At 70.3% G+C, this 12,965-nt stretch carries 13 protein-coding genes, 1 tRNA gene and 1 pseudogene; 9 read left to right on the top strand and 6 right to left on the bottom strand.

The genetic code is table 11. The annotated features are described in order from the left end of the window. Window positions 1-28: 28 nt before the first annotated feature. Window positions 29-113, bottom strand: a tRNA-Leu gene (locus tag RUMESO_RS08225). A 162-nt stretch (window positions 114-275) separates the two neighbouring features. On the opposite strand from RUMESO_RS08225, the gene RUMESO_RS08220 reads away from it, so the two are divergent. Beyond that, window positions 276-698 (top strand): Hint domain-containing protein, encoded by a 423-nt coding sequence (locus tag RUMESO_RS08220; RefSeq protein WP_037279548.1) that lies wholly within the window; start codon window positions 276-278, stop codon window positions 696-698. Window positions 699-829: 131 nt separating this feature from the next. Here the strand turns inward: RUMESO_RS08220 and RUMESO_RS08215 are convergent, their stop codons facing one another. After that, window positions 830-2,476: an NAD(P)H-hydrate epimerase gene (locus tag RUMESO_RS08215; RefSeq protein WP_037279547.1), complete on the bottom strand. Its 1,647-nt coding sequence runs from the start codon at window positions 2,474-2,476 to the stop codon at window positions 830-832. A gap of 166 nt (window positions 2,477-2,642) precedes the next feature. On the opposite strand from RUMESO_RS08215, the gene RUMESO_RS08210 reads away from it, so the two are divergent. The 3 genes from RUMESO_RS08210 (at window position 2,643) to RUMESO_RS08200 (ending at window position 5,575) form a co-directional block, all read left to right on the top strand. Beyond that, window positions 2,643-2,981 carry a P-II family nitrogen regulator gene (locus RUMESO_RS08210; protein WP_037279546.1) on the top strand — a complete coding sequence of 113 codons (339 nt, stop codon included), beginning with the start codon at window positions 2,643-2,645 and terminating at the stop codon, window positions 2,979-2,981. 60 nt (window positions 2,982-3,041) lie between these two features. Beyond that, on the top strand, window positions 3,042-4,445 hold the full coding sequence (glnA, locus tag RUMESO_RS08205) for a type I glutamate--ammonia ligase (RefSeq protein WP_037279545.1): 1,404 nt from the start codon (window positions 3,042-3,044) through the stop codon (window positions 4,443-4,445). Between the two features lie 287 nt (window positions 4,446-4,732). Continuing rightward, window positions 4,733-5,575, top strand: a complete 843-nt coding sequence (locus RUMESO_RS08200; RefSeq protein WP_037279543.1) for a hypothetical protein — start codon at window positions 4,733-4,735, stop codon at window positions 5,573-5,575. 435 nt (window positions 5,576-6,010) lie between these two features. Here RUMESO_RS08200 and RUMESO_RS08195 read toward each other — a convergent pair whose 3' ends face one another. Both RUMESO_RS08195 and RUMESO_RS08190 read right to left on the bottom strand, forming a co-directional pair. Beyond that, window positions 6,011-6,658, bottom strand: coding sequence for a biotin transporter BioY (locus RUMESO_RS08195; RefSeq protein WP_037279540.1), 648 nt, complete (start codon window positions 6,656-6,658; stop codon window positions 6,011-6,013). Between the two features lie 68 nt (window positions 6,659-6,726). Then, window positions 6,727-7,137: a DUF6314 family protein gene (locus RUMESO_RS08190; RefSeq protein ID WP_037279538.1), complete on the bottom strand. Its 411-nt coding sequence runs from the start codon at window positions 7,135-7,137 to the stop codon at window positions 6,727-6,729. Window positions 7,138-7,238: 101 nt separating this feature from the next. Here RUMESO_RS08190 and purB point away from each other — a divergent pair. Beyond that, a pseudogene (gene purB, locus RUMESO_RS08185) lies at window positions 7,239-8,547 on the top strand (adenylosuccinate lyase). A 120-nt stretch (window positions 8,548-8,667) separates the two neighbouring features. Here purB and RUMESO_RS08180 read toward each other — a convergent pair. Beyond that, on the bottom strand, window positions 8,668-9,273 hold the full coding sequence (locus tag RUMESO_RS08180; RefSeq protein ID WP_037279536.1) for an autoinducer binding domain-containing protein: 606 nt from the start codon (window positions 9,271-9,273) through the stop codon (window positions 8,668-8,670). 148 nt (window positions 9,274-9,421) lie between these two features. Here RUMESO_RS08180 and RUMESO_RS08175 point away from each other — a divergent pair, with 148 nt between their 5' ends. The 4 genes from RUMESO_RS08175 (at window position 9,422) to RUMESO_RS08165 (ending at window position 12,244) form a co-directional block, all read left to right on the top strand. After that, window positions 9,422-9,907: an autoinducer binding domain-containing protein gene (locus tag RUMESO_RS08175; protein WP_051521131.1), complete on the top strand. Its 486-nt coding sequence runs from the start codon at window positions 9,422-9,424 to the stop codon at window positions 9,905-9,907. 73 nt (window positions 9,908-9,980) lie between these two features. Further along, entirely contained in the window at window positions 9,981-10,136 is a 156-nt protein-coding gene (locus RUMESO_RS25690; protein WP_169791147.1) for a hypothetical protein, read from the top strand. A 68-nt stretch (window positions 10,137-10,204) separates the two neighbouring features. Next, on the top strand, window positions 10,205-11,239 hold the full coding sequence (locus RUMESO_RS08170; RefSeq protein ID WP_037279535.1) for a FliG C-terminal domain-containing protein: 1,035 nt from the start codon (window positions 10,205-10,207) through the stop codon (window positions 11,237-11,239). A 105-nt stretch (window positions 11,240-11,344) separates the two neighbouring features. Next, a complete protein-coding gene (locus tag RUMESO_RS08165) occupies window positions 11,345-12,244 on the top strand; it encodes a lysophospholipid acyltransferase family protein (RefSeq protein WP_037279534.1) in 900 nt (299 codons plus the stop codon). On the opposite strand, the gene RUMESO_RS08160 is transcribed toward RUMESO_RS08165, so the two are convergent. Then, window positions 12,238-12,942: a DUF1223 domain-containing protein gene (locus tag RUMESO_RS08160; protein WP_037279533.1), complete on the bottom strand. Its 705-nt coding sequence runs from the start codon at window positions 12,940-12,942 to the stop codon at window positions 12,238-12,240. The two genes, RUMESO_RS08165 and RUMESO_RS08160, sit on opposite strands and share 7 nt — an antisense overlap. Window positions 12,943-12,965: the final 23 nt, after the last annotated feature.

Raw genomic sequence — 12,965 nt, 5'->3', positions numbered from 1 at the left:
CTCGTGGCGCGCGGGCGCATCGTTCGTCTGGTGCGGGTGAAGGGACTCGAACCCCCACGCCTTGCGGCGCCGGAACCTAAATCCGGTGCGTCTGCCAGTTCCGCCACACCCGCAAGTCCTAGCGGGGGACGGGCCACGCCCTCCCCCTTCTGGCTGGCGCGCGGATTAGCAGAGGGCGCGGGCCGGGGCGAGGGGAAAAATCAGCCTCCCGGGGTTGCCTTCATCGCGCCACATTCAACCTTAGGATGAGCATCGTTCCGCCTAGGGAGAGTCGGATGCGTCATGAGACGGGGTTTCGGGTCGAAGCGGTCTCGCTGACGCGGCTGGCCGGCATGGCGACCGGGACGCGCATCCTCACGGGAAGCGGCTCGCGGTCGGTGGAGAGCCTCAAGCGCGGCGAGTGGGTGGTGACGCGCGAGGGGCGGGTGCCGGTGATCGCGGTCGAGGCAAGGTCGGCGCGGGTCGCCCCGGTGCGGGTCGTGGCGGAAGCGCTGGGGCTCGGGATGCCTGCGGAGGACCTCCTCGTCGGGCCGGCGACGCGGCTCTGGCTGCCCCGGCAGTCACGGCCCATCGAGGCGTTCCGGCTGGTGGACGGGGTCTACGTCACCGAGGAGCGGCCCAGAGGGATGACGCTCTGGACGCTGGTGGTCTGGGGGACTCGGGCGGTGCGGGCGGAGGGGGTGGAGGTCTGCGTCTGACGCGCCTGCCGTGCGAGGGGATGGCTCATCGCGGCACGGAGGCTCGTCCGTCTATGGCCGGAGATGGCGAGTGAACCATGGGCGCAGGGGTAGGTCCCCCGCCCTGGTCCCCCTCGCGGAGGACCCCCTTCCTACAGGCCCAGCGCCCGGAACACCTTGGGCAGCTCCTCCGGCAGGTCCTCGGCGATGAGGCCGGGGCCGAAGCTCCTCGCGCATTCGACATGGAGCCAGGCGGCGGTGCAGGCGGCGTCGAAGGGGGCGAAGCCGCGCGCGAGGAGGCCCGCGATGAAGCCCGCCAGCACGTCGCCGGAGCCCGCCGTGGCGAGCCAGGGGGCGGCGCGGTCGTAGACGGCGGCGTTGATGGCGGCCCTTCCGTCCGGCGAGGCGATCACGGTGTCGGGGCCCTTGAGGAGGACGGTCGCGCCGCTCTCGCGCGCGGCGTCGCGGGCGGCGTCCACCTTGGAATAGGTGGGGCCTCTGAGCGGGGGCTCGTGCCAGCGCTCAGCGATGGCGGGGAAGAGGCGAGCGAACTCGCCCTCGTGGGGAGTGAGGACGCAATGGCCGTGGAGCCTGGCGCGGAGGGCCTCGTCCTTGGAAAGGAGCGTCAGGGCGTCGGCGTCGAGGACGAGCGCGCGGGGGCGAGCCGCGCCCGGATGGGAGCCTGGGGGGCTCCCGTCAGCGGGAAGCGCCGGGCGTCCTGCGCCCGGCCGGAAGGACGCCTCCCCTGCCCCGCGCGAGGCGTCGAGGAGGGCGGAGAGGAGCGCGGCCTCGCGGTCGGAGGTGCCGAGGCCGGGGCCGGCGGCGAGGGCGTTGAAGCGGGGGTCGGAGAGGAGGTCGGTCAGGGCCTCGGCGTCCTTGACGGAGCGCAGCATGATGGCGTCGAGGCGGGCGGCGTTCTCCTGCAGCGCGCCAGGCGGGACGGCGAGGGTCACGAGGCCCGCGCCGATGCGGAGCGCGCCCCGGGCGGTCATGCGGGCGGCCCCGCCACGACCGGGGCGGCCGGAGAGGATGAGGGCGTGACCGTGGGAGTATTTGTGGCCGGTGCGCTTGGCGAGCCCGAAGGCGCCGTCGAGCGGCGGCGCATCGAGAGTCCGAGTCGAACCGGCTGCAGCAGGCAGGCCGATATCCTTGACCGCGATCCTCCCGCACCATGAAGGACCGTCACTCAGGACGTGCCCATGTTTCAGGCTATGGAAGGTGACGGTGAGGTCAGCCCGCAAGCACCGCCCGATCGGTTGGCCGGAATCGCTGTCCAAGCCACTCGGAATGTCCACGGCCACCATCCAAGGGCGGCTGCGCCCATCCCTCATGTCGGCCTCGGGGGTCGGAGCGGTCAGTCCTGCCACCAGGTCATCGTCGAGAGGCCGCGCGAGGCCCGTTCCGAACAGGGCGTCGATGATCAGGTCTGACCGGGAAGGGTCCTTGGCCCGGAGCGTCCCCGAGAAGGGTCGGAGACGCCCCAACCTGCACCAGCGATCATGGTTGACCCTGGCGTCCGGCGGCAGCCTGTCGGGGTCCCCGTAGAGGAACGCCTCCACCTCCCACCCCCGCTCCTTCAGCAGCCGCGCCACGACGAACCCGTCGCCGCCGTTGTTGCCGGGGCCGCAGAGGACCACGGCTCGCCGTGCGCCCTGCTCGATCTCCGGCCACTCCGCCAGGATCGCCTCGACGCCCCCCCTCCCCGCCCGCTCCATGAGCTCGAGGCCGGTGACCTCGCCCCTCGCGATGGCCTCCTGCTCGAGCGCCCGCATCTCCGCCGCCGTCAGGATCGCCGTCATCGCATCCTCCCCCGGCAGTTTTCAAACTGCCCAAATTCGCGGCAAGACGCCCAGGCGGCGATCAATCCGCATCCTTCCCCCCGGCGCCCCCCGCTTCGCTGCGCGGCCATGGTTGAAGCCCCCGGCGTGCCCGGCGATACGGCCCTCCGGAACGAGGGGCAGGCGCATGAAGAAGATCGAGGCGATCATCAAGCCGTTCAAGCTCGACGAGGTCAAGGAGGCCCTCCAGGAGGCGGGCGTCCAGGGGCTGAGCGTCGTCGAGGTGAAGGGCTTCGGCCGCCAGAAGGGGCATACGGAGCTCTATCGCGGCGCGGAATACGTCGTGGACTTCCTGCCCAAGGTGAAGATCGAGGTCGTGCTCCCCGACGAGCAGGTCGAGCGCGCCATCGACGCGATCGTCCAGTCGGCGAACACCGGCAAGATCGGCGACGGCAAGATCTTCGTCTCGCCCGTCGAGCAGGCGATCCGCATCCGGACCGGCGAAGCCGGCGACGACGCCCTCTAGCGCAGACACAGGACAGGGGCGGGAACGCCCGAACGGACACGAAGGGAAAGCAACGGGAAAATGGCCAACAAGCTTCTCGACCTCATCTCCTCGGAGGAGGCGGAATACGTCGACATCCGCTTCACCGACCCGCGCGGCAAGCTCCAGCACGTCACCATCGTGTCGGACCTCGTGGACGCCGACTTCATCGAGGAAGGCTTCATGTTCGATGGCTCGTCCATCGCCGGCTGGAAGTCGATCGACCAGTCCGACATGAAGCTGATGCTCGACGTCGAGTCGGCCTATGTCGACCCGTTCTTCGCCGAGAAGACGATCTGCGTGCACTGCAACGTCGTCGAGCCCGACACCGGCGAGCCCTACTCGCGCGACCCGCGCGGCACCGCCGTCAAGGCCGAGCAGTACCTGAAGTCCACCGGCATCGGCGACACCGCCTTCATGGGCCCCGAGGCCGAGTTCTTCATCTTCGACGACGTGCGCTTCAGCGTCACCATGAACAAGGTGTCGTTCCAGGTGGACGGCGTCGACGCGGCCTGGAACAGCGACCGCGAGTTCGAGGGCGGCAACACCGGCCACCGTCCGGGCATCAAGGGCGGCTACTTCCCCGTCCCGCCGCTGGACGACGCGCAGGACCTGCGGTCCGAGATGCTCTCCACGATGAAGCGGATGGGCATGAAGGTGGACAAGCACCACCACGAGGTCGCCTCCACGCAGCACGAGCTGGGCATCATCTTCGGCACGCTGACCAAGCAGGCCGACGAGATGCAGAAGTACAAGTACGTCATCCACAACGTCGCCCAGGCCTATGGCAAGACCGCGACCTTCATGCCCAAGCCCATCGCGGGCGACAACGGCTCGGGGATGCACGTCAACATGTCGATCTGGAAGGACGGGAAGCCCCTGTTCGCCGGCGACAAGTACGCCGATCTCTCGCAGGAGGCGCTGTGGTTCATCGGCGGCATCCTGAAGCACGCCAAGGCGCTGAACGCGATCACCAACCCCGGGACCAACAGCTACAAGCGCCTGATCCCCGGCTTCGAGGCCCCCGTGCTGCGCGCCTACTCGGCCCGCAACCGGTCCGGCGCGATCCGGATCCCGTGGTCCGAATCGCCCAAGGCCAAGCGCGTCGAGGCCCGCTTCCCCGACCCGTCCGCGAACCCCTACCTCGCCTTCTCGGCGCTGCTGATGGCCGGCATCGACGGCATCAAGAACCGCATCGACCCCGGCCCGGCCTCGGACAAGGACCTCTACGACCTGCCGCCCGAAGAGCTGGCGCAGATCCCGACCGTCTGCGGGAGCCTGCGGGAAGCGCTGCAGGAGCTGGAGAAGGACCACGAGTTCCTGCTCCAGGGCGACGTGTTCACCCGCGACCAGCTCGAGGGCTACATGGCGCTGAAGTGGGAGGAGGTCTACGCCTTCGAGCACACGCCGCACCCGGTGGAATACAAGATGTACTATTCCTGCTGATTCGCCCTTAACGCGAATCTCCCGGACAGGATTGGAGGGCGCCCTTTCGGGGGCGCCCTTTTTCCATTCCGAAACGCCCTTTTCGGCAGGTTCCATCCTGGAAACAAACTATCCCCAGTAGACTCTCCCTTGGGTTGTTACATGCAGCCGGGGATTGTGACTGAATCCGGGCAATGGAAAGGGGCCGCATCGCAGAAAGTCCTTAATTCGTTCGAACACTGGCCCAACTGGAAAGCGAGAACCGCAGCGTGCCGAGTCGTCTGTTTCCACCCTTAAGGAGCTTCGCGATGAACGCCCCCCTTCGCTCGAAGACCACGGTCGGACAGCTTCTCTATCCCACCCGGCCGTCGCTCGACTTCGAGCGACTGGTGGCGGAGCTGGACTCCGCCCTGGCCGGCGCCGGCGCGGGGGAACGGCGGACGACGCTGGAGCGCGACGGGCTGGCGGTGATCGACGCGGGGGCGTCGCGGATCTCGGTCGCGATGGCGGAGAACCTAGACACGGCCGGCGCCGCGGCCATCACGGTGACGGTGGGATTCGGCCCCGGGGATCAGGGCGACGCGCGGCTCGCACGGCGTCAGGCGGTGCTGGCGCGGCTGATCGCCGATCGCCTTGCCGCCCGCTCCACGCCCGCCGAGACGATCTGGACCGAGAGCCACGAGATCGCGACCCCCGAGTTCCTGGAGCGGAGCATCGAGGCCCTGGCCGCCCGCCGGGAGGCCGAGCGGGAGCACCGCCCACCGCCGCGCCACTTCGTCGACCTGGACGACCTCCCCCGACTGGTGGCCAAGGTGGATGCGACCCTCGACGCCCGTCGCGCGGGCTGGGTGGAGAGCGTGGGCGTCCCCGCAGGCCTGGACCTGCCGGAGGTGGACCTCTCGGGCTTGGACGCCCGCAGGACCGAGTCTGCGCCCTCCGCGGCCCTGCGGCTTGCTGCCCATCTGATCGACGCCACGCTCATGGTCGTCCTGCTTCCGGTGGGCGCGGCGATGATGATCTACAGCCTCTCGCGCGGGGCCAACCTCACGACCAGCGCGCGGGCCATGGCGCTGACGGGGGTGGGCGTCAGCGTCGTGCAGGCGCTGGGTGGCATGGGCATCGTCCAGGACGTCCTGTCGCGAACGATCTGAGGCGAGGGGAGAGCCGAGGCGGGTCGCGGGCGGGTCGGACAGGGGACCCGGCCCGCGACATCGCTTTGGCGAAGGCATCTCCGACGCCTTTGCGAGCCAGCCCGCCCTGAGGACGACACCACCGGAACGCCGGTCGTGAGCTCCCCGACGGACTGCCCGTCGGGCATCGTGCCGAGCCCGGATCCAGGCCCTTCGTTTCCATCTCAGGGGCCAGGATGCGCAGGGGCAGCGGTCCCCAGCGACGCGCGAAGGCCTGCGGGGGCTGAGGCAGGGCTTGGAGGCTGGGAGCTTGCAACCAGGGCCGGGAGCCGAGTCCCTCACTGCGGAGGGCAGGTGCAAGGCGCCGATCGGCCTGTGGAGGGCCTGCCCCAGGAACGAGAACGGCCGGGGGGGTCCCCGGCCGCCAGGTGGATGAGCCCTGCGCCTTTCCGTGCCTCAGGCCCGCGCAGTGCCCACGAGGCGCCAGACCGTCGGGAAGATGAGCGCGGCGAGCGCGAGCTTGATGGCGTCGCCGATCAGGTAGGGGGTGAAGCCCCAGGCCAGGGTCTGGTCCCAGACGGTGGCGTATTTGGCCGGGTCGAAGGCGCCAGCGGCGATGACGTGATCGATCCAGGCGATGCCCGGAATGTAGATCGCGACGTTGCCGAGGAGCATGGCGAAGGCCATCAGACCCACGCTCCGATCCCAGCCGCGCCGCGCGAGCGTGCCGAGGAGGACGGTGGCCAGCACGTAGCCCAGGAGGTAGCCGCCCGACGCGCCCATCATGTAGTGGAGGCCGTTGTTCTCGGCCGTGGAGCTGGCGAAGACGTCGGCGCCGAGCATTCCCAGGAGCATGTAGCCCAGGATCGTCACGAGGCCGAGCCGGGGCCCGTAGGCGGCGCCGATCGACAGCACGGCGAAGGTCCCGAGGTTCACCGGCACCGGCGAGGGCGGCACCGGCACCTGCACCTGCGCCGCGAGCGTCAGGCCGGCGATCCCGAGCGCCACGAACATGGCCTGCCGCGCGAGGCGGGCCGCGCCGTCCTCGTCGCTGCCGATCTCGGCCAGGACGGGCCAGTCCGCCTGGGTGATGCCTTGCGCCATATGGAGGTTCCCCCCTTTTGTCTCCCGTTCGTGTCGTTCTGACGCAAGGGCCGATCCCGCGCAAGTTGTTACGCTCGCCGATAGGCGGACCGCATCCGATAATCCTTGGCGGGCCCGGTCACGACCCACTCCGTGCCCCAGGCCGGCCACGCCGTGACGTCGTAGGTCACGCGGTAGAGGTCGAGTCCGCAGGGGTGGTCGGTGCCGGGGGCGCAACCCTCCGGGCGAAAGGCGTGGAAGGGCCGGCCGTCGGGGAAGCGGACCTCGATCAGGTCGCCCGCATGGTGCCAGAGGTAGTCCCGATGAGCCGCCATCGCCGGGCCGTCGCCGAGGCGCAGGACACCGTCCTCGCGGTAGCGCAGGCCGTCCCCCTCGGGCCGGAGGGAGGCCACTCCCTCGAACCGGCCGGGCGGGCCGAGATGGTCCTCGATGGTCCGGTGGAGGCGCCAGGTGCCGGCGAAATCCGCGAGGGTGAGCATGGTGGGGCAGGCTTTAGCGCGCAGGGTGCCTGTCCGGCAAGAAACGGAGTTGTGGCGGCGGGGCGCCCGCCCTACAGGGCGCTGACGCAAGGAGACCCGCCATGATCCCCCGCTACTCCCGCCCCGAGATGGTCGCCATCTGGTCCCCCGAGACCCGCTTCCGGATCTGGTTCGAGATCGAGGCGCACGCCTGCGACGCGCAGGCCGAGCTGGGCGTGATCCCCAAGGCGAACGCCGAGGCGGTGTGGAAAGCCAGGGACGCGACCTTCGATGTCGCGCGCATCGACGAGATCGAGGCGGTGACCAAGCACGACGTGATCGCCTTCCTGACCCATCTGGGCGAGATCATCGGCCAGGACGAGGCGCGCTTCGTCCACCAGGGGATGACGAGCTCGGACGTGCTCGACACCTGCCTGAACGTGCAGCTCTGCCGGGCGGCGGACCTGCTGCGCGTGGGCCTCGACCGGGTCTGCGCGGCGCTGAAGGCGCGGGCCTTCGAGCACAGGATGACCCCGCGGATCGGGCGCAGCCACGGCATCCACGCCGAGCCCACGACCATGGGCCTGACCTTCGCGCGCTTCCACGCGGAGATGGACCGCAACCGCGAACGGCTGGCCCGCGCGCGGGACGAAGTCGCGACGGGGGCCATCTCCGGCGCGGTCGGCACCTTCGCCAACGTCGAGCCTTACGTGGAGGAGCACGTCTGCCGGATGATGGGCCTGAAGCCCGAGCCCGTCAGCACGCAGGTCATTCCCCGCGACCGGCACGCGATGTTCTTCGCCACGCTGGGCGTGATCGCCAGCAGCATCGAGAACGTCGCCATCGAGATCCGCCACATGCAGCGGACCGAGGTGCTGGAGGCGGAGGAGTATTTCTCGCCCGGCCAGAAGGGATCCTCGGCGATGCCGCACAAGAGGAACCCCGGTGCTGACCGAGAACCTGACCGGCCTCGCGCGGCTGGTGCGGAGCGCGGTGACGCCGGCGCTCGAGAACGTCGCGCTCTGGCACGAGCGGGACATCAGCCATTCGTCCGTGGAGCGGGCCATCGGGCCGGACGCGACGGTGACGCTGGACTTCGCGCTGCACCGGCTGGCCGGCGTGGTCGAGCGGCTGGTGGTCTACCCCGAGAACATGATGCGGAACATGAACAAGTTCCGCGGGCTGGTGATGAGCCAGCGGGTGCTTCTGGCGCTCACGCAGGCGGGGGTGAGCCGGGAGGACGCCTATCGGCTCGTGCAGCGGAACGCGATGAAGGTCTGGGAGCAGGGGGCGGACTTCAAGGAGGAGCTGCTGAAGGACCCCGAGGTCACGGCCGCCCTCCCGCCCGAGGAGATCGAAGAGAAGTTCGACCTCGGCTATCACCTCAAGCACGTGGACACGATCTTTCGCAGGGTGTTCGGCGAGGGCTGACGGAGACCTGTGGCGACCGAAATGGGGCCAGCCCGAATGGCGCGCCATTCGGTCCGATGGTTCAGTTTCGGAATGGGCTCGACCGTGGCAATGACGCCGCGTTGATCCACTGCGCCCGATTCAGATCAGCCCGAATGCGGCCGCGCGGGAAATCGCCTCGGCGCCCGTCTTGGCGTCGAGCTTGAGGCGCGCGTTCTTGAGCCTCTGCTTCACCGCCCCCTCGCTCACGCCGAGCAGATGGGCGATCTGCTTGAGGCGCTGGCCGTTCTTGATGAGGCGGAGCGCCTCGAGCTCGGCCCGGGTGATGTTGCGGGGCGGCGAGAGCGCGTCGTGGCGGGCCCGCACATAGGCCAGCAGCGCCTGGGCCTCGAGGTCCGTGAACTCCCGGTCGGACCGGGCGAAGGAGCCGAAGCTGCGCTGGCCCGACGGAGCGGAGTCCCGCAGCGAGACGGCCACGCCGTGGACCAGGCCATGCAGGCGGGCGGCCGCCATGATCCCGCGCGGATCCGGGAAGGGGACGGCGCTCCAGCGGCAGAGCCCTTCGCCGTCGTAGATCCAGCGGAGCACCGGGTCCGACATCATGTAGCCTTCGCGGGTGTACCGCTCGATCCAGGCGGGGGGGAGGGCGTTCACTTCCTCCTTGGGAAAGGCGAAGCCGATGCGGAGGGCGATGTAGTAGCCGGCGTTCGCGAGCGCGGGGAGGTCGATGGAGAGAATGTCCTCCACGGGCGGGCAGGATCCATCCCGGCGGGAATAAGCCCCGTCCTTCGCCTTGTCCAACCTTTCCACATACATCCGGTTCGCCCCGTCTGTTTCCGATTTCATAGCGCTTGACGCATTGCGAGAGCAACCCGAAAGAGAATAAAGCTTTCCCATGCACGAGAAATTGGACATTCCCGATCTGTTGCTCGCGTTGATGGCGCTGGCGCCGGCCGGCTTCGCGATCGGACTCCATGTCCGCTACCAGACCCCGACGCTGATGTTCCAGACCTACCCGGTCGCGTGGCTCGCCGAATACTCCCACGGGGGGCTCGTGATGCAGGACCCGACCATCGGCTGGGCGGCCGAGAACCGGGGGATGATCTCCTGGGAGGAATTGAAGGACCGCGACCCCGCCGGCGTCTTCGAGAGGGCGCGGGCGCATGGGATCGTCCACGGCTTCGCGATCAGCCTGGAGCGGGGGGGCAGCCAGTCGCTCGCGAGCTTCGCGCGCGGCGATCGAGACTTCACGCCCGAGGAGAAGGAGACCACTCGGGCGCTCATGCTGCGGCTCCACGAGGCCACCGCCTCGGCCATGCCCCTCTCGCCAGAGACGCGCGAGGCGCTCCGCAGCCTGTCCGTCGCCTTCACGCAGCCGTGATCGCCGGGCCGGGCTGTCCGGGGGCCGGTTCGTGCTAGATTCGGGTCGCGATCCGTCCAGGGAGACCCCCGTCATGACGCGCCTCGTCCTTCTCCTCGTCCTTGTCGCCTCCCCGCTCGCCGCCTGGGCCGAATGCCAGGGGCACCACGACCAGCAGGCCATGTCCTGCGCCGAAGGGATGCAGTGGAACCCCGAGACCAGCTCTTGCGTGCCCATCGTCACCGGCTGAGGGCGTCCTCAACCGAATGGTAACGGATTGAGGCGATGCTGCCGGGGTGACGTGCCCCGGGGGACCCCATGATTCGCTCCAGTGACGCCGCGCTCGACCAGCGGCGCAAGGCTGCCATCGTCGTGCGCTTCCTGCTCTCGGACGGGCTTCGCCCGCCGCTCTCGGCGCTGCCGGAGGATGCGCAGGTCGCGCTGACGCGCGAGATGGGGCAGCTCCCGCTGGTGGACCGCGCCACGCTGGACGCCGTGATCGGGGAGTTCTCCGACGCGCTGGAGGGCGTGGGCCTCGCGCCTCCCTCGGGCGAGGACGCGGCGCTGGAGGCGATGTCGGGCCATATCAGCCCCGCCGCCCTGGCGCGCCTCAAGGCGGAGGCGGCGAAGCGGCACGGCTCGGACCCCTGGGCCGCCATGGCCGCGCTGGGGACGGCGGACCTCGCCGCCGCGCTCGCGCGAGAGAGCGTGGAGGTCGCGGCGGTGGCCCTGTCCAAGCTGCCGGTCGCCAAGGCCGCCGAGGTGCTGGGCAAGCTCCCGGGACCGCAGGCGCGGCGGATCACGCTGTCCGTCTCGCGCACCGCCAAGGTCACGCCCGACGCCGTCCGGCGAATCGGCCGCGCCCTGGCCGAGGAGCATTGCGGCACCCCTGCCCCGGCCTTCCCTCAGGCCCCGGGCGAACGGCTGGGCGCGATCCTCAACTCCTCCCCGCCCGCCACGCGGGAGGAGGTGCTGGGAGGGCTCGATGCCGAGGACAAGGCCTTCGCGGCCGAGGTGCGCAAGGCGATCTTCACCTTCGCCCACCTGCCCCGTCGGCTCAAGGCGGCGGACGTGCCCAAGGTCCTGCGCGCCATTGAGCCGAGGGTCGCCGCCCTGGCGCTCGCCGCCGCGCAGAAGGGCAAGGAGGACGAGGTCGCGGCCGCCGCCTTCCTGCTGGCCAGCCTGCCGCAGCGGCTGGCCGAATCGATCCGCGAGGAGATCGCCACCTTCGACCGGATCAAGCCCGCCGAGGCCGAATCCGCGCAGGCCGCCATCCTCGCCGCCGTGCGCGAGCGCGTAGCCCTGGGCGAGTTGGAGCTCGTGGAGGACGAGGACGGGCAGGCGGCGCCGTGAGCCCGTGCGGAGGACGGCGACGAGACCGCCCGCACGGGCGGCTCCGGACTTGGCAGGCCGCGGGTGACGCCCTATGCCGCTCGGACTCGTCCGAGGTCCCCGACCATGCCCGAGAGCGCCTCCACGCCCGCCGTCCAGGGCAGCACGACCGACCGGCTCGTGGACCTCGCGTTGCGCGGAGCCATCGGGGCGGCCATGGCGATGCCCTATCCCCGGCGCGTCGCCTTCTTCGGCGGGGTCGCGCGCCGGGTCGCGGGGCCGCTCGCGGGCTATCGGCGCCGGGCGCTGGAGAATCTCGCGCTCGTCCGGCCCGACTGGCCGGAGGCGGAGCGACGCAATGTGGCGGAAGGGGCGCTCGACAACTTCGGGCGCACGCTGATCGAGAACTACTCCTGGCGGGAGCTGGGCACCCGGCTGGCCACGACGCCGCTGACGGGCGGGGGCCTGCCGCATCTGGAGGAGGCGCGCGCCAGGGGGCGGCCGGTGCTGTTCCTGACGGGACATTTCGGCAACCACGAGGCGCCGCGTCACGTCCTCACGCGGCTCGGCTGCCGCGTGGGCGGGCTCTATCGCGAGATGAGCAACCCCTACGTGAACGCCCACTACGCCGCGACCATGGCCGAGGTCTCGGGGCCGGCGTTCCCCAAGGGGCGGCGGGGGACGCTGGGCTTCGTGCGCCACCTCGCGGGGGGCGGTATGGCGACGATCCTCTTCGACCTGCACGACTGGGACGGGGTGCCGATTCCCTTCCTGGGGCGCCCGGCGCTGACGGCGACCACGGCGGCCGACCTCGCGCTCCGCTACGACGCGCTGCTCCTGCCCTACTGGGGCATCCGGCAGCCGGACGGGCTGAGCTTCGACACGGTGCTGGAGGAACCGATCCCCCACGGCACCCCGCTCGCCATGATGGAGGAAGCGACGCGCCGGCTCGAGGCGCGGGTCGCGGCGCATCCGGGCCAGTGGTTCTGGGTGCACCGCCGCTGGAAGGGGGCACCCCCTCAGTGATCGAGCTTGGCCGCCGCGCGGATGGGCCCGGGCCCGGGCTCCTGGAGGAGGACCACGACGGGCTGCGTCCCCTCGACCGAATGGTCGAGGGCCAGGGGCTCCCGCCCGTCCCAGTGGCCCAGATGCTCCCACGAGGTGACGATGTTGTGGTAGGCCATGGTGAGGCCCGCGTTCTCGCCCCCGGTGATGACGACCTCGTCCTCGGGGACGTAGCGCACCAGCATCACGTCGAGCGGATGGGCAAGGTGGGTGGGCGCGGCCTCGATGCGGATCTCGTCCCCCTCGCGCGAGAGGTGCAGGTCCACGGGCGTCGTGGCATCGGCATGGGCCTGCAGGCTTTCCATGACGGCGAAGGTGTCGCCGCCGACCAGGCGGTCCTCTCCGTTGACGATGATCTGGGGCGTGTAGACCATCCGCTCGCCCGCCGCGCGCGCATAGGCCTCCTGCCGGGCGGTGTGGTTGGCCGAGGCGAAGGTGTCGGGCCAGCCGATGTAGTCCCAGTAGTCGACGTGCAGCGCGAGGGCGATCACGTTGTCCATCTTGGACAGGTCGCCCAGCATGGAGTCCGCCGGCGGGCAGGAGGAGCAGCCTTGGGAGGTAAAGAGCTCGACCACGATGGGAAGCTTGGATTCGGCGTGCGACAGGCCGGGCATCAGCATCGCAAGGGCCGAGAGGCCGGTCGCCGGAATCAGTCGCATTGGGGTTCGCCTGGCCTCTTGGT

It is taken from the genome of Rubellimicrobium mesophilum DSM 19309, assembly GCF_000600335.2.
Taxonomy (GTDB): Bacteria; Pseudomonadota; Alphaproteobacteria; order Rhodobacterales; family Rhodobacteraceae; genus Rubellimicrobium; species Rubellimicrobium mesophilum.
Note: the sequence above shows the minus strand (reverse complement) of the source record. Positions and strands in the feature narration are given on the sequence as shown.

Bases quoted from the DNA above. Each gene is read 5' to 3' on its own strand.
- RUMESO_RS08165 (WP_037279534.1), top strand. From the start codon at position 11,345: ATGCCCGAGAGCGCCTCCACGCCCGCCGTCCAGGGCAGCACGACCGAC.
- glnA (WP_037279545.1), top strand. From the start codon at position 3,042: ATGGCCAACAAGCTTCTCGACCTCATCTCCTCGGAGGAGGCGGAATAC.
- RUMESO_RS08200 (WP_037279543.1), top strand. From the start codon at position 4,733: ATGAACGCCCCCCTTCGCTCGAAGACCACGGTCGGACAGCTTCTCTAT.
- RUMESO_RS08160 (WP_037279533.1), bottom strand. From the start codon at position 12,942: ATGCGACTGATTCCGGCGACCGGCCTCTCGGCCCTTGCGATGCTGATG.
- RUMESO_RS08215 (WP_037279547.1), bottom strand. From the start codon at position 2,476: ATGACGGCGATCCTGACGGCGGCGGAGATGCGGGCGCTCGAGCAGGAG.
- RUMESO_RS08175 (WP_051521131.1), top strand. From the start codon at position 9,422: ATGCACGAGAAATTGGACATTCCCGATCTGTTGCTCGCGTTGATGGCG.
- RUMESO_RS08195 (WP_037279540.1), bottom strand. From the start codon at position 6,658: ATGGCGCAAGGCATCACCCAGGCGGACTGGCCCGTCCTGGCCGAGATC.
- RUMESO_RS25690 (WP_169791147.1), top strand. From the start codon at position 9,981: ATGACGCGCCTCGTCCTTCTCCTCGTCCTTGTCGCCTCCCCGCTCGCC.
- RUMESO_RS08190 (WP_037279538.1), bottom strand. From the start codon at position 7,137: ATGCTCACCCTCGCGGATTTCGCCGGCACCTGGCGCCTCCACCGGACC.
- RUMESO_RS08220 (WP_037279548.1), top strand. From the start codon at position 276: ATGCGTCATGAGACGGGGTTTCGGGTCGAAGCGGTCTCGCTGACGCGG.
- RUMESO_RS08210 (WP_037279546.1), top strand. From the start codon at position 2,643: ATGAAGAAGATCGAGGCGATCATCAAGCCGTTCAAGCTCGACGAGGTC.
- RUMESO_RS08170 (WP_037279535.1), top strand. From the start codon at position 10,205: ATGATTCGCTCCAGTGACGCCGCGCTCGACCAGCGGCGCAAGGCTGCC.